This is a genomic window from Maribacter sp. R86514 (assembly GCF_044597005.1).
Lineage (GTDB): Bacteria > Bacteroidota > Bacteroidia > Flavobacteriales > Flavobacteriaceae > Maribacter.
The window spans coordinates 487,701-509,529 of sequence record NZ_CP138999.1 but is presented as its reverse complement, the minus strand read 5'-3'; the positions used below and the strand labels follow the sequence as shown (position 1 = coordinate 509,529).

Genomic DNA, 21,829 nt, shown 5'->3' with positions numbered 1-21,829 from the left:
CCCTATTTATAATGTTAAGAAATTAATGTCTGTAGCGGTTTGGTTATATTCTTTCAACTTATCTAGATAGCCTAATTTTATATCATAAGCACTTTCTAAACTCTGTATATATTGATAGAAATCAATTTCACCATTTCTAAAGCTGATGTTCGCGGTCTTCAATATTTCATCTGATAGCTCTGCACCTTCGTTCTCATAGTAATTCAGTGAATTTTGAATCTGTACGATTTGTTGCCTTAAGATTTCTTGCTTCGATTTTATCTGGATTTTATATGCGACGGACTCAGCTACCGCTCTTTCTTTGGCAATTTTAGATGCCTTGATTCTAGAGGCGCTACCACTAAATAATAGCGGAATCTTTAGCCCTAGTTGATAACCCAAAAGATTATCGTTCAATTCTGAATTTGTTCCTTGAAAATAAGCTAAACTAATATCTGGTAATAGTTGCTGTTTTTCTAGTTTACGGGCTGCAGCCATTAATTGCATTTTATTCTCATAATATACTGACTCAGGCGTAGCATCTACATTTACATCTTTAATGTCAATTTTCAGGTTCATTTCTTCGGAAATAACCAAACTATCTTTTGCCTGAATTAATTGCAACAAATTGGCATACGACGCGGCAACATGTTGAATAGCTTGTTGATAGTCTAAATTGATTTTTCGTTGCTTAGAAGCTGCGGTTATTTTCTCTAAATAATTAGTTTCCCCCAGTTCATACCTTCTCGCTGCTACCTTTGAAAAATTGGCATACAAACTATCTAGCCTTTTATAGACTCTAACTTTTTCTCTTGCAATTTGATAGTCGTAATAGCCTTTGGTAACATCTCTAGTTATTGCCTTACGCTGAATATCATATTCACTTTGCACCAAAGTAGTTTTCACCTTATTGACTTTCTTTTCAGAAAAATAAGCAGTTGGAAAACGAAAATCCTGCTGAACTCCAAATACCTTTAATGGCACATCATTTATGGCAAGGTTATTCTCATCATATTCATAATACACATGGGTTTTATTGAACATAAATGCGCTATTTATCAATGCTTCAGATTCATCAACTTTTAACCGACCAGCTTTTAACCCCATGTTATTTTCAATAGCAAGAGGAATTAATTCATCAAGATTCTGACTTTTTGATTCTTGCGCCGATGCTCCAATTGAAATAAGCAATGCAATAAAAGCAATACCATTTTGCAATGTGGTTTTAGGAATTGGCTTTCTTGAATTCTCATGTTTATCGAAAATGGAATACAACACCGGTAATACTACTAAAGTTAATATGGTTGCCGTAAACAAACCACCGATAACTACGGTTGCCAATGGTCGTTGAACTTCTGCACCTGCGTTGGTAGATATTGCCATAGGTAAAAAACCCAGAGCAGCGGCTGATGCTGTCAATAATACCGCTCGCAACCGATCTTTTGCACCTTGTTTTATTAAATCGTCTAAACTCTCAAAAGAATATTTTTTCAGCTCTTTAAAATGCTCTATCAAAACAATACCATTTAATACTGCGATACCGAACAACGCGATAAACCCTACTCCCGCCGAAATACTGAACGGCAAGCCTCTCATCCATAATAACAATACACCACCTACTGCTGCCAGCGGAATTGCCGAATAAATCATTAGGGCTTCTTTTACCGACTTAAATGCGAAGTATAGCAATACAAAAATGAGTACAAGTGCTATAGGTACTGCCACTAATAAACGGTCTCGGGCACTTTGTAAATTTTCAAATTGACCGCCATAGGTAATGGTATACCCTGCTGGTAATTTTACATTTTCATTAATTAATTTCTGAACATCATCTACAACCGATTGTAAATCTCGATTACGGACATTTACACCTACCACTGTTCTTCTCTTGGTATCATCTCTTGATATTTTTGCAGCACCTTTTTTATAGGTAATATCTGCCAGCTCGCTTAAGGGAATCTTTCCTCCGTAAGGCAAATCAACGTACAAGTTTTTAAGGTCGTCAATATCTTGTCGTTTTGCTTTATCTAATCTCACAACTAAATCGAACCGTTTTTCACCTTCAAAAACATTACCTGCAGTTTTTCCGGCAAATCCCATAGAAACCATATCATTCAGTTCTTGAATATTTAATCCGAAACGTGCAATTTTTGCACGATCATAATCAACACTCATTTCAGGCAAACCTGCTATTTTCTCTACACTAATATCTGCAGCTCCTTCAACGTCTTTAATCAATGCTCCGATTTCATTTCCTTTTTTAGCCAAAACATCTAAATCAGGACCGAAAATTTTAATAGCAATATCTGCACGGACACCTGTAATCAGTTCATTAAAACGCATCTCTATAGGCTGCGTAAATTCTACTTCCATACCTGGTATAATGGCTAATGCCTCTTTGAACTTATCGGCTAGCTCATCTTTAGATTTTGCACTTGTCCACTCCCCTTTCGGTGCCAACTTTATGATGACATCACTTTCTTCCATAGACATAGGATCGGTTGGTACTTCGGCGGCTCCAATTCTAGTGACTACCTGCTGAACCTCTGGAAAATTATCTAGTAAAATTTTCTCGATCTCAGTAGTAATTTTAACCGTTTTACTTAATGAGGTTCCTGTTTTTAAAACTGGTTGAATAACAAAATCGCCTTCATCTAAAGTCGGTACAAACTCGCTGCCCATATTCGTATATAAAATTGTAGCCCCAATAAGCAGTATGGCCGCAATGCCCAGAACAACTCTCTTGCTTTGCAAAGCCCAGTTTATAATAGGCTCATATTTCTTATTCAACCATTTCATTAAACGAACAGATATATTTTTGTCCGACTCTTTTGATGGTTTTAAAAAGATTGATGCCGCAACAGGTACATAGGTAAAACATAAAATCATTGCCCCAATCAATGCGAAACTAAAAGTCAAAGCCATAGGCTTGAACATTTTACCTTCTACTCCGCTCAACGATAGAATGGGAATAAAAACAATGAGTATAATCAACTGCCCAAAAATGGCAGAATTCATCATTTTAGAAGCTCCGTTAAATGTAATTTCATCTTTTAGCTGCTGTTGCTCTGTTTTGTGCAAAGCATTTATTTCCTGCTGTTTTCTTGTGATTTCAAAGGCTATAAATTCTACAATAATTACGGCGCCATCTATAATAATACCGAAATCTATAGCCCCTAAGCTCATTAAATTGGCATCTACACCAAATATGTACATGAGCGATAACGCGAATAATAAACACAGGGGAATTACAGAGGCGACCACCAAACCCGACCTAAAATTACCAAGCAGTAATACCACGACAAAAATGACAATTAAACACCCTAGTATTAAATTCTCGCTTACCGTAAATGTAGTTTTTGCAATAAGCTCGCTTCGTTCTAAAAACGGATTAATAAATACGCCCTTTGGCAACGAAGTTGAAATTTCCGCAACACGTTTTTTTACCGCTTCAATTACTTTTTTAGAGTTTGCATCTTTCAACATCATTACTTGCCCCAGTACCTTCTCACCCTCGCCATTACCGGTAATCGCACCAAAACGAACTGCGCTACCAAAGTCAACGGTAGCAACATCTTTAATATAAATTGGTAGTCCATTTTTAGTTGTTATAACGATATTTCCAATATCTTCAAGTGATGAGATCAATCCTTCACCACGAATAAAAAAAGCCTGATTTACCTTTTCAATATAACCGCCACCCGAAACACTATTGTTAGTTTCCAACGCTTTAAAAACATCACTAGCAGTAATGTTCATGGCATTTAGTTTTTGGGTATTTATAGCTACTTCATATTGTTTTAGAAATCCGCCCCATGTGTTCACTTCTACTACACCGGGTATACCGGATAATTGGCGTTTTACAATCCAATCTTGTATGGTCCTTAATTCAGTAGACGTATATTCATTTTTGTACTCTGGTTCTACTTCTAAAACGTATTGATAAATTTCACCCAGCCCAGTTGTAATAGGTCCCATTTGTGGCGTACCAAAACCTGCTGGTATTTTCTCTGAAGCTGAAGCAATTTTCTCGGCAATAAGCTGCCTGGGCAAATACGTTCCCAAATCATCTTCAAAAACAATAGTAACAACAGACAAACCAAACTTAGATACCGAACGAATTTCTTTGACTCCCGGTAAGTTTGCCATTTCAAGCTCTACCGGATATGTTATGAATTGCTCCATATCTTGTGTAGATAAATTACGTGATGTTGTTATTACCTGAACCTGATTATTGGTAACATCTGGCACAGCCCCAATAGGTATTTGTGAAAGTGCAAATAAACCGTACCCAATAATAAATACGGTAAATAGAAGAACAATAAGCTTATTCTTTAAACTGAAATTAATGATATGTGATAGCATCTTTTCATATAAATCAATGTGAAGCGCTCAAATTCATAAGGATGAATCTGAACTAATAAATTAAAAAATCGATTGTATTATGAAATGCGGGGCGGCTGTAAAATGCCTTGCGAGTGTAATGAAGAAGATGGTGCTTGGTAATAGAAATTTGCGTCTGAATAATCTGAAAACTCTAATACATTTAATTCTGACTTATAGCTATTAATAAACACGTCGGCAACAGAAATATGTGATGCACCACTATGATTAAAAGGTAACTTTTCGTGATCTTTCTTTTCTTCTTGATGATCACGTTGATGGTCTGCTTTTAATTCACCATAATGTTTAGAGAGAAATACAATGATATTATCGCCATATTGTTCATTATGAAATTGAGCATGCTCGATTAATTCATCTAACTGAACAATATCATCAAAATGCACACCAAAACTTTGCAGCATGATGAGCGATGATAACAGTATGGAAAACAGTTTATTCACGTTAGTAAAATTAATAAAATTTTTAGTGTTAATTATTTAAATTCACTTTAAACTAAGTTTAGATTTTGGCATAAACCATGTAATTTTTTTAAGCTGCCAAAGCACTCCATATCTTTAAAAAACGGCTATTATTAGTTACTACCGTATCAGACCAACTATTTTTCAACTATAATAATAGCGTACTGCTTAACAATAATACGTAATATGAAAATAGTTGTAAATTATAATTATATGAGATTTGTCATAAATAACCCTGCTTACTGTTATTAATTTTGACTATTTATGAAAATAATGAGCAAACTATAAATATAAATGTCAGATTTTCATTTTGTAAGTCCTAATCCATCAAGAATCCTATAAATTTGTTAAACACTAATCCCTTTTACACGTGAGTAAAGCTATATATATTGTTACTACAGAACCTAATAGTGGAAAATCTATTGTCTCATTAGGCCTAATGCAACTTCTTTTAGGTAGAACTGCCAAAGTAGGCTATTTCAGACCCATTATCGACGATGTGCCCAATGGTAAAACTGATAACCACATAGATACTGTTCTCAGCTACTTTAATGTTGATATGAAACCAGAAGAGGCTTATGCATATACGCGTAGCCAAGTGGTTCAATTAAAGAACCAGGACAAAGACGACGAAATTGTAGGGCATATTATACACAAGTATAAAACCATTGAGAATAAATTCGATTTCGTCTTGGTAGAAGGAACCGATTTTTCTGGAGAAGGTGCTATAATCGAATGGGACATCAACGTACTTATTGCAAAAAATTTAGGGATACCTGCAGTTATTCTCGCAAGCGGAAAAAATAAAACCTTAGATGAGTTAGTGGGCAACCTTTATATGGCATACGATTCTTTTAAAGAGAAAGGTGTCGACGTCTTGTTAATTGTTGCCAATAAAATGCAGCCGGAAAACGTTACTATGGTTTCTGACGGACTAAAAGAAAAATTACCTGATGACGTTTTGGTGGGAACCATACCGGTAAACACTGTTTTAGGTAGCCCTACACTAAAGGAGATTGCCCAAGAACTTGATGCCAAAGTTCTTTTTGGTGAAGGTTATATTAACAATCAAGTTGGGAGTTTTAGTGTTGGTGCCATGCAACTACGCAATTATTTAACACACCTAAAAACCGATAGTCTTGTAATAACCCCAGGGGATCGTGCAGATATTATTCTTGGAGCGTTACAGGCAAATATTTCAACTAATTACCCTAGTCTTTCCGGTATCGTGCTAACTGGTGGGCTACTTCCAGAAGATTCTATTATTAAACTGATTGAAGGACTTTCAGATATTATCCCCATTTTATCGGTTGCAAGAGGTACGTTCTATGTTACCAACAAAATCGGTACTATAAGACCGCGTATTTATGCTGAAAACACCGAGAAAATACAAACATCTATTCAAGAGTTTGAGAAACATGTACCTACCCAAGAATTGGCTGAACGGTTAATTACATTCAAGGCTAAGGGCATTACCCCTAGAATGTTCCAATATAACCTTTTGCAAAAAGCTAAATCTTCTAAAAAACATATCGTGCTACCAGAAGGTTCGGATGAAAGAATTTTAATGGCGACAAAAATGCTAATTGATGCCGATGCCGTTAACATTACCCTTCTAGGAAATAGAGAGCAAATTGTTTCAAAAATCACTGAACTAGATATTGATCTAGATGTTAATACTATCGATATTATCGACCCGACAACATCCGAACAATTTTTAGATTACGCCTCTACTCTATTTGAATTACGTAAGCACAAGAACGTAAACTTGGCAATGGCTAAAGATTTAATGGAAGATGTATCGTACTTTGGTACTATGATGGTTCATAAGGGGCATGCTGACGGTATGGTTTCCGGTGCAGTTCATACCACCCAACATACTATTAGACCAGCTCTTCAGTTCATTAAAACAAAACCAGGGGTTTCTATAGTATCGTCTATATTTTTTATGTGCCTACCCAATAGAGTTACCGTTTTTGGCGATTGTGCTATTAATCCTAACCCAAATTCTGAACAATTATCTGAAATTGCCATATCATCTGCTGCTACAAGTGCCGCATTTGGAATTGAACCTAAAGTAGCTATGCTTTCCTATTCATCAGGTGCTTCTGGCGTCGGCGAAGATGTTGATCGTGTACGTAAGGCCACTGAAATTATTAAAGAGAAAAGACCTGATCTTAAAGTAGAAGGTCCTATTCAATATGATGCTGCGGTAGATGCTAAAGTCGGACTTAGTAAATTGCCGGATTCTGAAGTTGCAGGGCAAGCTAGCGTCTTTATATTCCCTGATTTAAATACAGGTAATAACACGTATAAAGCAGTACAAAGAGAGACTGGGGCGTTAGCTATCGGACCAATGTTACAAGGCTTAAACAAACCTGTTAATGATTTAAGCCGTGGCTGTACCGTAGATGATATTTTCAATACCGTAATAATAACTGCTATTCAAGCAGAAGGATTTTAAACCAATTTTCATGAATATTTTAATTATAAATTCCGGCAGTTCTTCTATAAAATATCAACTTTTAGAAATGCCTTCCTCTAGAGTTATCTGTGTTGGCTCTATAGAGCGTATTGGTAGTACAGATGCCATATCAAACTATAGAACAGATAACAATAAAGTTGAAAAAATTTATGAAATAGCAAACCATAAAGCCGGGCTAGAACGAATTACCTCACTTTTATTAGATGCCGAAATCGGTGTACTTAAAAGTACCGAAGAAATCGATGCTATTGGACATCGTGTGGTACATGGCGGAAGTGATTATACGGCTACGACATTAGTTACAGAAGAAGTAAAAGAAAAAATAAAGATTTTATCTCCACTTGCCCCTTTACACAACCCTGCCAATTTAGAAGGTATTTTAATGGCAGAACAAATATTTGCGATCGCTAAACAAATGGTCGTTTTCGATACCGCTTTTCATGGCACCATGCCTGTTAAGGCTAAAAAATATGCAGTTCCTAATGAATTATATGAGAAAGACGGAGTTCAAGCTTACGGATTTCATGGTACTAGCCATAAATATGTATCGGAAAAAGCAAATGAATATTTAAATAACCAGCATACTAAATTAATTTCCATTCACTTAGGCAACGGGTGTAGCATTACCGCAATTCAGGACGGAAAAAGTATCGACCACAGTATGGGCTTCGCTCCTTCAAACGGAATTGTTATGGGTACCAGAAGTGGTGATATTGACCATTCCATCATTTTTTATATGGTAAACACACTGGGTTACGATTTAAATGAAGTAAGCGAACTTTTAAATAAAAAGAGCGGAATGTTGGGACTTACAGGTTTCAACGACCTTAGAGATATTGAGGAAGAAGCAAGTAAAGGGAATAAACAATGCATTTTGGCACTTGAAATGAATGCTTACCGAATTAAAAAATATATTGGTGCATACACCTCTGCCATGAACGGTTTGGATGCCATTATATTTACTGCGGGTATTGGTGAAAACTCTAGCTTAATGCGTCAGTTAATTTGTAAGGATATGGAATACTTTGACCTTAATTTAGATGATTCTAAAAATGATCTTAGAGCATCTAATCTTAGAGAGCTAAATACAGAAGATTCTAAAGTCAAAATTTTAGTCATACCTACAAATGAAGAATTAGAAATTGCAAAGCAGGTATACCAATTATTATCGAAATAGTCTTACTAAATATTTATCTCAGATTAGTTAAGATTATCAATAAAAAAATAGCTAAGAGCAATGCTCTTAGCTATTTTTTCGTTTTAGTTTTATATTTTTTTACTCTACCACAATAAACTCTGACCTTCTGTTGAGTTGATGTTTCTCTTTGCTACATGGTACATTGTTGCTACAGTTGTTCGTAAGCTCCGTTTCGCCATAGCCCTCATATGAGATCCTGTCGCTAGGGATGCCAGCCGCTATGACGTAATCGGCTGTTGCCTTCGCCCTGTTCGCCGATAATATCATGTTGTACGCATCTTTAGCACGTGAATCGGTATGCGAGCGTACCTGTACGTTGACACTTGGGTATTCGTTAAGGTATGCCAGAACCTTTTCTATACTGATCTTGGCATCTTCCCTGATGAAGTACTTGTCGAAATCGAAGTAGATCGGTTCTATGTTCAAGTATTTTGCAAGGTCGGTGCCTACAGGTGCCGATGGGTCGACTTGTGCCAGTACGATTTCTATGCCCATGGCATCTTCTGCTTTGACGGTCATGAAGGTCTTGTTGCCTTCTTCGTAGTCCGCTTTGGTCGCTACTACCCTGTAACTTCCTTCCGCGCAGTTGCCTTCCATTTCGAATGCTCCGTTCTCGTCAGTGCTCGAGCTAGATATCACTTTGTTATCCTTGTCGTATACCGTTACCGATGCATCGGTTAACAGTGCATTGGTCTTCTCGTCCTTTACGATTCCCGTAATATTCGTATGGCAGGTGAAGTCGAGCGGGGTCATTTCCACAAAACCGTAGATATCGTCATTGCCCTGTCCTCCTTTTCGGTTCGATGCGAAAAAGCCTTTCTTCGTCTCTTCGTTTATAATGTACGAGAAGTCGTCTTCCTCCCCGTTCAATGGGCGTCCAACATTGTAGATCTCTCCCGTTTCATTGTTCAGATCCGTTGCGAAAACGTCAAGTCCCCCTAGTCCCGGATGCCCGTCAGAAGAGAAATATAGTTTATCCGATTCCGTTACGAACGGAAAGGTCTCCCTTGCCTCCGTATTGATTCTTGGTCCAAGGTTCTTCGGTGTACCGAAACTACCGTCCGTGTTGATGTCCACCACGTAGATATCCGATTCCCCTTTCGTTCCCGGCATGTCCGAGGCGAAGTATAATTTGGTTTCATCGTTGTTCAGCGTTGGGTGTGCCACCGAGTAGCTGTCCCCGTTAAAGGGCAGTTCTTCGATATTGTTCCATTCGCCTTCTATCAATTTTGCCCTATATATTTTTAATCGGCTTACCCCTTCTTCGTCCCTTTCGAACTTGCCTTCGTCTGAGTTGTTACGCGTAAAGTACATCGTCTGTCCGTCCTTGGTGAATGCCGTTGACGATTCATGGGTCTTCTTGTTCAATCTTTTACTGAGCTTGTCTACATTGGTGAAATTTCCTTGGTCGTCCTGTGCCGCTTTGTATAGATTTAAAAACGATTCGTTGTTCCATCTATGGATGTTCTTCGTTAACAGTCCGCTGTCCCTTGCCGTCGAGAACACCAATCCGTCTTCATAGAACGAGGGTGCAAAGTCCGATACCTTCGAGTTCAACCCGATGTTCTTCAGTTCGTACCTGCCCGAGCGTTCCTCGATCTGTTCCAGGTAATCCTGGTTATCGCTATATAGTAATCCGCGTTGATCGTTCGATCTTGCGTTCTTGAACTTGTTCATCCACTGATCGGACTCTCCATACTTTTCTAAAGATTTTAGCGTCTGTGCATATCTGTACATATATTCCGGGTCGATATCCGCTCCTTCAAGTGCGAACAGTTTGCCGTACCAGCTCGATGCCTCTTCGTAGTTCGCGTTCAAATAGTTTGCGTTCCCTAGGTTCTTGTACACCTCTTCTTCGGTATACCCGTCCTTTACCAATTGCTCGTACGATCGTATCGCGGAGGCATAGGCGTAGTCCGTGAATTTTGTATCCGCTTTTTGTATCTTCTTGTCCTGTGCGCTTGCCATCATAGCCATTACCGCCAGGCCGTAAAAAATATATCCTGTTTTTTTCATGTCGTTTTTTTAAAAGAATCTTGGGGTGATCACTCGTTTGTACTTGTTCAAGAATTCATATCTCAACATAATCTCGAAAGACCCGTCGTTGAACCTTGTCGCTCCTAGATCGGTGGTTTCCTTATCGTACGCCAGACCGAGCATCAACTGGTCGGTCATCTGAAAACCGAACAGGGCGCTGATCGCCGCGTCCCAGCGGTACGCCGCTCCCAAGGAGAACTTGTCGTTGAAAAGGAAGTTCGCGCTCAGGTCTACCTGTAAAGGTGCCCCCTTTACAGCTTTTACAAGTGCCGCAGGCTTGAACTTTACGTTCGGGTTCAGGTCGAACACGTACCCCGTGATCAGATAGAGGTTCATACGCTCTTGCGCGATCAAACTCGAACTGTTCGAATCGGAACTGTCGAAATGCTCGGTCTGCAGAAAGTTGGGTACCGATAGCCCTGCATAGAACTGGTCCGTATGGTAATAGATCCCAGCTCCGAAGTTCGGCGAGAACTTGTTGTCGATGTTCGGCAGGTTGCTCTCCGCCCCGTAGTTCCTAAGTTTCGTGAAGTCCACGTTGAACAGGTGACCGCCCGCTTTTAGACCGAACGACAGTTTCCCTTCCTCAGAGGTGTTCACCGTATAACTGAACGCCGCATCGATATAGGTATCCTGGTTGGTGCCGTTACCTATCTCGTCGTTCACTACCGATAGTCCCAATCCTACATGTTCGGATACCGGGGTATGGAAGTTCAACGTCTGTGTCGTCGGTGCGCCGTCAAGGCCCACCCACTGAGAACGGTGAAGTGCCGCTATGCTCAACACTCCCCGTGAACCCGCATAAGCTGGGTTCACCGATATCGTATTGTACATGTACTGCGTGTACTGCGCATCTTGCTGGGCATGGCCCATAAAGAGTCCCGTAACGGTAATTATAATAGCTAGAAAATATTTGTTCATCGTATCTTTTTTAAAGGGGATTTTTTATCTGTTTATGTATAGGTAACCCGACTTGTTCAAGTTATCTCCGTTGTTATTATACTTGATTACATAGAAATACACGCCCACTGGTAATTCTTCATCTTGACCAATGGTAACTCTACCATCAGATGCTCCCCTGAATACATTGGTGTTGTTGTCGTAGCCGCTCATCTCGTATACCACGATTCCCCAACGGTTATAGATCTGTACCGTATTGTTAGGGAAAGACTCGATATTTTCTATTCTGAAAAAGTCGTTCGTACCGTCACCATCAGGTGTAATGACCTCATTGGCTACTGCAATACCAGAATTAACTACTTCTGCATTACAACCGGCATCTAAGGTTGGAACACCGCCAATTGAATCACATGGGTCCAATGGATCAGTGCCGTCTTCGACCTCTTGACCATCCGGTATAGTATCACCATCGGTATCCGCATTATAAGAACCTGTACCTATAGCATCTTCTTGGGATGTCGTCAGACCATCTCCATCACAATCACTATCTGGCAATGCTGTACCACCTACATGGTCACAATCATCTAAAGGATTTGTTCCATCCAATAATTCCTGTCCATCTAAAATACCATCATCATCTGAATCAGGATCATTAGGATCTGTACCTAAAGATGCTTCTTCATCAGTTGTCAATCCATCTTCATCACAATCCGAAGTTCCTAATGGAGCTCCTCCATTTGAATCACAATCGTTTAGTGGATCTGTGCCATCAGAAATTTCTTGACTATCTGAAATGCCATCTCCATCTGTATCTTCATTATAAGGATCTGTACCGTTAGTAACTTCAGTTCCATTTACAATACCATCTCCATCACAATCTGCAGAAGCCCAAATGGTGTTACTTTCAAAATACCCTGTATAACCAATTGCTTGTTGTGGATCACATGGATCTAATAAATCCGTACCATTTGTTGTTTCTAAATCATCTGAAACACCATCTCCATCAGTATCATTGTTGTAAGGATCGGTACCATTGGTAACTTCAGTACCATTATCGATTCCATCACCATCACAATCAGCAGCTGCCCAAATAACATTACTTACATCGTAACCATCATAACCTGCTACTTGAATTGGGTCACAAGGATTTAAAGGATCCGTTCCATTCGAATCTTCCAATCCATCAGTTATACCATCTCCATCTGTATCTGTGTTATAGGCATCGGTTCCGTTTGTAAATTCAGTTCCATTATCAATTCCATCACCATCACAATCAGCCGCTGCCCAAATGGCATTATCTGCATCATAACCTGTGTAACCTGCAACCTGGATTGGAGCACATGGATCTAACGCATCAGTATCAATATCATCAGGAACACCATCTCCATCGGTATCCGTATTATATGGATCTGTGCCGTTAGTAACCTCTGTACTATTAATAATTCCGTCTCCATCACAATCTGCAGCTGCCCAAATAGCATTGCTGACATCATAGCCCGTATAACCAGCTACTTGAATAGGATCACAAGGATTCAATGCATCAGAGCCATTAACTGTTTCTAAATTATCTGAAACACCGTCACCATCCGTATCATTATTGTAAGGATCTGTACCATTTGTATCTTCCACGCCGTTAGTTATTCCATCACCATCACAATCAGCAGCTGCCCAAATAGCATTACTTGCATCATAACCTGTATAACCTGCTGTCTGAACCGGATTACAAGGGTCTAAAGCATCTGAATCAATATCATCAGGAATTCCGTCGCCATCGGTATCCGAGTTATAAGGATCGGTACCATTGGTATCTTCTGTTCCATTTATTACTCCATCCGAGTCACAATCAGCTGCTGCCCAAATGGCATTGCTTGCATCGTAACCTGTATAACCAGCCGCTTGAACCGGATCACATGGATTTAATGCATCTGAATCCATATCATCTGGAACTCCGTCTCCATCCGTATCCGTATTATAAGGGTCTGTACCGTTGACCACTTCAGTACCATTAGTAACTCCGTCACCATCACAATCAGCAGCTGCCCAAATAGCATTACTTGGATCGTAACCTGTATAACCTGCTGCCTGAACAGGGTCACAAGGATCTAAAGCATCTGAATCAATATCATCAGGAATTCCGTCGCCGTCAGTATCATTATTATAAGGGTCTGTACCATTGACCACTTCTGTTTCATTAGTGACTCCATCTCCGTCACAATCAGCAGCTGCCCAAATAGCATTACTTGCATCGTAACCTTCATAACCTGCTGCCTGAACTGGATCACAAGGATTCAAAGCATCAGCATCTGTGTTGTCAGGAACACCATCACCATCAGTATCTGTATTATAAGGATCCGTTCCATTGGAATCTTCTGTTCCATTTGTTATCCCGTCTCCGTCACAATCAGCCGCTGCCCAAATGGCATTGCTTGCATTGTAACCTGTATAACCTTCAATCTGAATTGGATTACAAGGATTGGTTCCTTCAGCATCAGCATTGTCAGGAACACCGTCACCGTCAGTATCCGTATTATATGGATCTGTACCATTAGAATATTCTACTCCGTTACTTACACCATCTCCGTCACAATCTGCCGTTGCCCAGATAGCATTACTAGCATCGTAACCTATGTAACCAGCTACTTGAACTGGATCACAAGGATCTAAGGCATCACTATCCGTATTATCTGGAACGCCGTCTCCATCCGTATCCGTATTATATGGATCTGTACCATTAGTCACCTCTATACTATTGATTATTCCGTCACTATCACAATCCGCAGCTGCCCATATGGCATTGCTAACATTATAACCTGTATAACCTGCTGCCTGAACCGGATCACAAGGATTTAATGCTTCACTGTCCGTATTATCAGGAACACCATCACCATCGGTATCGGTATTATAAGGGTCGGTACCATTGGTATCTTCCGTTCCATTTAATACCCCATCATTATCACAATCTGCAGCTGCCCAAATAGCATTGCTTGAATCGTAACCTGTATAACCTGCTGCTTGAACTGGATCACATGGATTTAATGCCTCACTGTCCGTATTATCGGGAACGCCGTCGCCATCTGTATCATTGTTATATGGATCGGTACCATTGGTATCCTCCGTCCCATTCGTTATTCCATCAGAATCACAATCAGCTGCTGCCCAAATAGCGTTGCTTGCGTCGTATCCTGTATAACCAGCTGCCTGAACTGGATCACAAGGATTTAATGCGTCACTATCCGTATTATCGGGAACACCATCACCATCAGTATCGGTATTATAAGGATCGGTACCATTGGTATCTTCTGTTCCATTTGTTACTCCATCATTATCACAATCCGCAGCTGCCCAAATAGCGTTGCTTGCATCGTAACCTGTATAACCAGCCGCTTGAACTGGATCACAAGGATTTAATGCATCTGAATCAATATCATCAGGAACTCCGTCACCATCGGTATCCGTATTATAAGGGTCTGTACCATTAGTTACTTCAGTACCATTTATTACTCCATCCGAGTCACAATCCGCAGCTGCCCAAATAGCATTGCTTGCATCGTAACCTGTATAACCTGCTGCCTGTACCGGATCGCAAGGGTCTAAAGCGTCACTATCAGTATTATCGGGAACACCATCACCATCGGTATCGGTATTATATGGATCGGTACCATTAGTTACTTCAGCACCATTTGCAATTCCGTCTCCATCACAATCCGCTGCTTCCCAAATAACATTGCTCGCATCGTAACCTGTGTAACCTGCTGCTTGAACTGGATCACAAGGATCTAAAGCGTCGCTATCCGTGTTATCAGGAACTCCGTCTCCATCCGTATCGGTATTATAAGGATCGGTACCATTGGTATCTTCTGATCCATTGGTCACGCCATCACTATCACAATCTGCAGCTGCCCAAATAGCATTGCTAGCATTGTAACCTGTATAACCTGCTTCTTGAATAGGATCACATGGATCTAAGGCATCAACGTCCGTGTTATCGGGAACGCCATCGCCATCGGTATCGGTATTATATGGATCTGTGCCATTGTTATCTTCAATTCCATTGGTCACGCCATCTCCGTCACAATCAGCCGCTGCCCAAATAGCATTGCTAGCATCGTAACCTGTATAACCTGCAGCCTGCACTGGATCACATGGATCTAGGGAATCCGTATTATTGGTTACCTCGGTTTCATTATTCACTCCATCACCATCACAATCACCAGTATTCCAAGTTGCTGAAGGTGCAACTGTTGTACTACCGATAATATAGCTACATAAGTCTAGAGGGTCTGTACCATTTATATTAATTTCAGTTCCATCCAATACACCGTCGCCATCAGAATCTGCATTTGTAGGATCTGTACCTGCGGTAATTTCTTCATCTGTGGTTAAACCATCATTATCACAGTCGCTTGTTCCTAATGGACTTCCTCCATTAGAATTACAATCATCTAACGGATCCGTTAAATCAGTTTTCACTTCCGTTCCATCTAAAATTCCGTCGCCATCAGTATCTGGATTAGCAGGGTCCGTTCCCGCTGCGGTTTCTTCATCATTGGTAAGACCATCACCATCACAATCATTGGTGCCCTGTGGACGCCAATCTGGATGACCATTATCGACACATGGGTCAGTATCATCAATATCTGCTAAATCACAAATATTATCATTGTCCAAATCTTGACATTCAGGAGTCTCTATAGACAAAATAGCATCTGCACAAATTGCACCACTACAAACTCTGTAATCTATAGTTACTGTGGTGTTATTTTCTGCATTGGTAGGCGTATAAGAAATTTCACCTGTTGTTTGGTTTATTACAATGGTACCCGCTGCACTACCTGTACCTAGGTCTGTAATTATACTACCCGGTAAAAAGTCGTCATTGAATAAAATATTTATTGTTTTCTCAACCAGTACCGTGGCTGTGGTATAATCATCTGTTGCTGTTGGAGCAAAAGGATTAGGATCTGTACCATTATTGTTTCCATCATCATCACAATCCGCAGCTGCCCATATTGCATTGCTTGCATCGTATCCTGTATAACCAGGAGCTTGTGCCGGCAAACATGGATCTAGAGGATCTGAATCCGTACTATCGGGAACACCATCACCATCGGTATCGCCACTGTATGGATCTGTTCCATTGGTATCTTCCGTTCCGTTTGTTACTCCGTCAGCGTCACAATCTGCAGCTGCCCAAATGGCATTGCTAGCATCGTAACCTGTGTAACCTGCGGCCTGAACCGGATCACAAGGATTTAAAGCATCAGCATCTATGTTGTCAGGAACACCATCACCATCAGTATCGGTATTATAGGGATCAGTTCCATTGGAATCTTCCGTTCCGTTTGTTACTCCGTCACCGTCACAATCCGCAGCTGCCCAATTGGCATTTCTAGCGTCGTAACCTGTGTAACCTGCTACCTGTGCAGGGTCACATGGGTCCAATGCATCACTGTCCGTATTATCGGGAACACCGTCTCCGTCGGTGTCCGTATTGTAAGGATCCGTACCATTGGTATCTTCAGTTCCGTTAGTCACGCCATCATTATCACAATCAGCAGCTGCCCAAATAGCGTTGCTTGCATCGTAACCTGTATAACCTGCGGCCTGAACCGGATCACAAGGATCTAAAGGAGCTGAATCCGTATTATCAGGAACACCATCACCATCAGTGTCGCCACTGTATGGATCTGTTCCGTTGGTATCTTCCGTTCCATTTGATACTCCGTCAGCGTCACAATCCGCAGCTGCCCAAATGGCATTGCTAGCGTCGTAACCTGTATAACCTGCTGTTTGAACCGGGTCACATGGATCCAATGCATCACTGTCCGTATTATCGGGAACGCCGTCACCATCGGTATCGGTATTATAAGGATCCGTACCATTGGTCACTTCAGAACCATTGGTCACTCCGTCACCATCACAATCCGCTGCTGCCCAAATGGCATTGCTAGCGTCATAACCTGTATAACCTGCAGCCTGAACCGGATCACAAGGATCTAGAGGAGCTGTATCCGTACTGTCGGGAACACCATCACCATCAGTGTCGCCACTGTATGGATCTGTTCCATTGGTATCTTCCATTCCGTTTGTTACTCCGTCAGCGTCACAATCAGCAGCTGCCCAAATAGAGTTGTTAACATCGTAACCTGTGTAACCTGCGACCTGAACCGGATCACATGGATCCAATGCATCACTGTCCGTATTATCGGGAACGCCGTCACCATCGGTATCCGTATTATAAGGATCCGTTCCATTGGTAACTTCCGTTCCGTTTGTTACTCCGTCACCATCACAATCCGCTGCTGCCCAAATGGCATTGCTAGCGTCATAACCTGTATAACCTGCGGCCTGAACCGGATCACATGGATCCAATGCATCACTGTCCGTATTATCGGGAACACCATCACCATCGGTATCCGTATTGTAAGGATCCGTACCATTGGTATCTTCCATTCCATTGGTTACGCCATCATTATCACAATCAGCAGCTGCCCAAATAGCGTTGCTCACATCGTAACCTGTATAACCTGCAGCCTGAACTGGATCACAAGGATCTAAAGGAGCTGAATCCGTATTATCGGGAACACCATCGCCATCAGTGTCGCCACTGTATGGATCTGTTCCGTTGGTATCTTCCGTTCCATTAGTTACTCCGTCAGTGTCACAATCCGCTGCTGCCCAAATGTCATTGCTCGCGTCGTAACCTGTGTAACCTGCGGCCTGAACCGGATCACAAGGATCTAGTGCATCAGCATCTGTATTATCGGGAACACCATCACCATCGGTATCTGTATTATAAGGATCGGTACCATTGGTCATTTCAGAACCATTGGTAACTCCGTCACCATCACAATCCGCTGCTGCCCAAATGGCATTGCTAGCGTCATAACCTGTATAACCTGCGGCCTGAACCGGATCACATGGATCTAAAGGAGCCGTATCCGTATTATCTGGAACACCATCACCATCGGTATCCGTATTGTAAGGATCCGTACCATTAGTATCTTCCGTTCCATTGGTCACGCCATCATTATCACAATCCGCTGCTGCCCAAATGGCATTGCTAGCGTCATAACCTGTATAACCTGCGGCCTGAACCGGATCACAAGGATCTAAAGGAGCTGAATCCGTATTATCGGGAACGCCGTCTCCATCGGTATCCGTATTATAAGGATCCGTTCCATTGGTATCTTCCGTTCCGTTTGTTACTCCGTCACCATCACAATCCGCTGCTGCCCAAATAGCATTGCTCGCGTCGTAACCTGTGTAACCTGCGGCCTGAACCGGATCACATGGATCTAGAGAATCTGTATTATTGGTAGCTTCGGTTTGATTATTCACTCCATCACCATCACAATCAGCCGTATTCCAAGCTGCAGAAGGAGTTTCCGTTGCGCTAGCAATATCATAACTACATAGGTTTAAAGGATCGGTTCCATCTACGTTTATTTCCGTACCATCCAATACACCATCTCCATCAGAATCCGGATTTGTTGGGTCTGTACCTGCAGTTGTCTCTTCGGCTTCCGTTAATCCATCATTATCACAATCACTTGTACTTAAAGGAGTGCCACCAATAGACTCACAATCGTTTGTTGGATCTGTATTATCTATATTTACTTCTGTACCATCGTCTATACCATCTCCATCACTATCTGCATTATAGGGGTCAGTACCTGCCGTTGCTTCTTCATCATTTGTTAAGCCGTCACCATCACAATCATTGGTACCTTGAGGCTGCCAATATGAATCACTTTGAGGAGCACACGGATCGTTGATAGTAGATGCATCTTCCGCAACATCACAAACATTATCACCATCTGCATCTGCACATGCAGGAATAGTAATGAAGTATGTAGCTGTATCACATACACTACCGTTACATACGCGGTAATCTATGGTAACCGTACTAGGATTTTCGCTTACTAAAGCTGTATATGTAATTTCACCTGTTGCTTGATTGATAGCTATAATACCAGCTGCAGTACCTGTACCTAAATCTGTAATAGTGCTACCAACTAAAAAATCATCGTTATTTAAAATATTGAATACTTTTGCTACCCCTACATCTGCATTAGTATAATCATCTGTAGCAGTTGGCGCAAAAGGATTTGGATCAGTATCATTTATGTTACCATCATTATCACAATCCGCAGCTGCCCAAACTGCATAATTTTCAGCTGTAGTCAAAGGAACTGTTTCGTTGGTAACCGAACAAGGGTCTGATGGATCTGTACCATTTGAAACCTCTGTTCCATTTGTTTCTCCATCACCATCACAATCAATAGCATTCCAAATTGGATCTACATTTGCCGTATTTTGATTTGAACTATATACACAAGGATCGTTAGGGTCTGGATCACTTGTATCTGGATCTCCGTCACCATCATCATCACTATTTTCTATTATTATAGTTTCTTCTAAATCGTCTAATGTTTCGTTGGAGTCTACCTGATCCTGACTATTAGAAACCGTATTCGTAATCGTAATCTCTTTTGTAGTCGCCTCAATTGCATCTGGTGTGGCTACAATGGTCAACGTTTGTCGTTCTCCTTTTGTCATGGTACCAATACTCCAGTTTGGAGCAGTCCATGATCCTGAAGATGGCGTGGCACTAGTCAATGACAAACCTGAAGGTAAAACATCGTTTATAACTACATTCGTAACATCATTAATACCTAAGCTTTCAACTGTAATTGTAAATGTTACCGATTCGTCTTCCGAATAGACATTTTTATCAGCTGTTTTTGCAACCGCTATATCTGGGTTGCAGTAATACATATTTATTACATTAGAGTCATAAAAACATCCACCTGCTGAAACCTTTACGAAGTAATCACCAATTTCCGTTGGAGTTATTGTCGATGAATTAGCACCTGGAATCAAAACATTATCCTTATACCATTGATAGGTATCAAAATTACTTACCAGTGCTATTTCACCACCCAAACATCCTCCTCCTGAAATGGTATAATCTACTACTGGTACCGTATCAAAACCAGAAAAATATCCACCGATTCCTAATGCTCCGCTCAGACCAACTACACCTACAGCAATTGGACCTGTAGATTCTACGGAAACATTTCCTGTAAGATTTGGCAGGTAAAAACTCTTCCAGGGTAATCCTGTTGCAATTTGAGCAGTTGGTAATGTAACCGTACCGTTACCATCTGTTACGATAATATTTTCATCTAGAGTAGTTGTCGAAGCCAAAATTGTAAGTCCGCCAGAGATATTTACCCCAACGAGATCTTCAATATTTACAATATTGCTTAAAGTATTAGGTAACAAACAGTTGACAGGTGCAATAAAGTTTAATCCTGTTGTGGCAACACTTGTACTACCTGCTAAACTTTGATAGGCATATACGTTATTAGAAGTAGTGACCGTAATATTACTACCTGCTGTTGAACCTGAATAATTAGAACCTGGTATTAAATAGTATTCTCCTTCGTTAATCGTGGCAATTGGTGTTGAAGACCCATTAACGAATATATCGGTACCATTAACTGTACCTATTATTATTGGAAATTCTAACCTATCTGAACCACCACCTCTTATAAAAACATATTCTCTACCTAAACTCTCTATAGGCACAGGTTGATCAATACCAGCATCTTGAGCATTTGAGGTAGCAACTACACCTACTAAAATATTACCATTACTGATAACAATATCTTTGTCAGATAGTATATCTGCTCCTAACCATCCATCTTTATTTGCATCTACACCGGCTCCCCTACTTTCTACAACATAACTTTGACCTTTATTCAAGGTTACCGTTATAACATCATCCTTAAGTCCAAAAACGTTATTCTGTAATCTAAATTCACAATTTGGATCATAGTCAGATATAGTTACCGTAGTATTGTCTTCGGTTGCCATAATACCCAAAGTGGCATTATGAATATTTCTATTACGTATTAATGGAACCCCACCCCATTTAAAATGCGTACCGAATGCGGCTCTACCTTTGGCAGTCAATGACGCACCTTGAGCACTATTTCTACCTCTATAGTTTACATAGAATTTTTCACCCCCCGGTGCTTCAAACCGAAGTCCACTATCACTTAAAACAATTCCTACATTGGTTGCATTTACCATTGTGATATCATTATTGCCATTAGGCAAAGGATAAACATATGGATTGGAATTAGATACACTTACAATAACCGGTACTGTAGATGTACCTTGATAGATATATACATCGAAAGGTGTTGTTTCTGGTGTAGATAAATAAACAGCTTGATTATTCATATCCGCAGCTCTTTGTCTTAGAGGCGGTAAATAGTGTAAATCACTAAGCTGTGCATAGGATCCAGCGATTGTAAAAATTAAAAAAAGAAATGTTATACAGTTCTTAATTAC

At 40.6% G+C, this 21,829-nt stretch carries 7 protein-coding genes; 2 read left to right on the top strand and 5 right to left on the bottom strand.

Annotation, left to right across the window (positions count from 1 at the left end; translation table 11 throughout):
- Nucleotides 1–6: 6 nt before the first annotated feature.
- Together SJY30_RS02045 and SJY30_RS02040 are read right to left on the bottom strand one after the other, a co-directional pair.
- A complete protein-coding gene (locus SJY30_RS02045) occupies nt 7–4,344 on the bottom strand; it encodes a CusA/CzcA family heavy metal efflux RND transporter (RefSeq protein ID WP_396633958.1) in 4,338 nt (1,445 codons plus the stop codon).
- A 77-nt stretch (nt 4,345–4,421) separates the two neighbouring features.
- Complete coding sequence (locus SJY30_RS02040) at nt 4,422–4,823, bottom strand: hypothetical protein (RefSeq protein ID WP_396633957.1); 402 nt, start codon at nt 4,821–4,823, stop codon at nt 4,422–4,424.
- A 388-nt stretch (nt 4,824–5,211) separates the two neighbouring features.
- On the opposite strand from SJY30_RS02040, the gene pta reads away from it, so the two are divergent.
- Nucleotides 5,212–7,305 carry a phosphate acetyltransferase gene (pta, locus tag SJY30_RS02035; protein WP_396633956.1) on the top strand — a complete coding sequence of 698 codons (2,094 nt, stop codon included), beginning with the start codon at nt 5,212–5,214 and terminating at the stop codon, nt 7,303–7,305.
- A 10-nt stretch (nt 7,306–7,315) separates the two neighbouring features.
- The gene (locus SJY30_RS02030) at nt 7,316–8,503 is read left to right on the top strand and encodes an acetate/propionate family kinase (protein WP_396633955.1); all 1,188 of its coding nucleotides are present in this window, start codon (nt 7,316–7,318) and stop codon (nt 8,501–8,503) included.
- A 99-nt stretch (nt 8,504–8,602) separates the two neighbouring features.
- Here the strand turns inward: SJY30_RS02030 and SJY30_RS02025 are convergent, their stop codons facing one another.
- Genes SJY30_RS02025 through SJY30_RS02015 form a run of 3 tightly spaced genes read right to left on the bottom strand, consistent with a single transcriptional unit; the run spans nt 8,603 to nt 21,718 of the window.
- A complete protein-coding gene (locus SJY30_RS02025) occupies nt 8,603–10,540 on the bottom strand; it encodes an OmpA family protein (RefSeq protein ID WP_396633954.1) in 1,938 nt (645 codons plus the stop codon).
- A 9-nt stretch (nt 10,541–10,549) separates the two neighbouring features.
- The gene (locus tag SJY30_RS02020) at nt 10,550–11,482 is read right to left on the bottom strand and encodes a type IX secretion system membrane protein PorP/SprF (protein WP_396633953.1); all 933 of its coding nucleotides are present in this window, start codon (nt 11,480–11,482) and stop codon (nt 10,550–10,552) included.
- A 24-nt stretch (nt 11,483–11,506) separates the two neighbouring features.
- On the bottom strand, nt 11,507–21,718 hold the full coding sequence (locus SJY30_RS02015) for a gliding motility-associated C-terminal domain-containing protein (RefSeq protein ID WP_396633952.1): 10,212 nt from the start codon (nt 21,716–21,718) through the stop codon (nt 11,507–11,509).
- Nucleotides 21,719–21,829 lie beyond the last annotated feature (111 nt).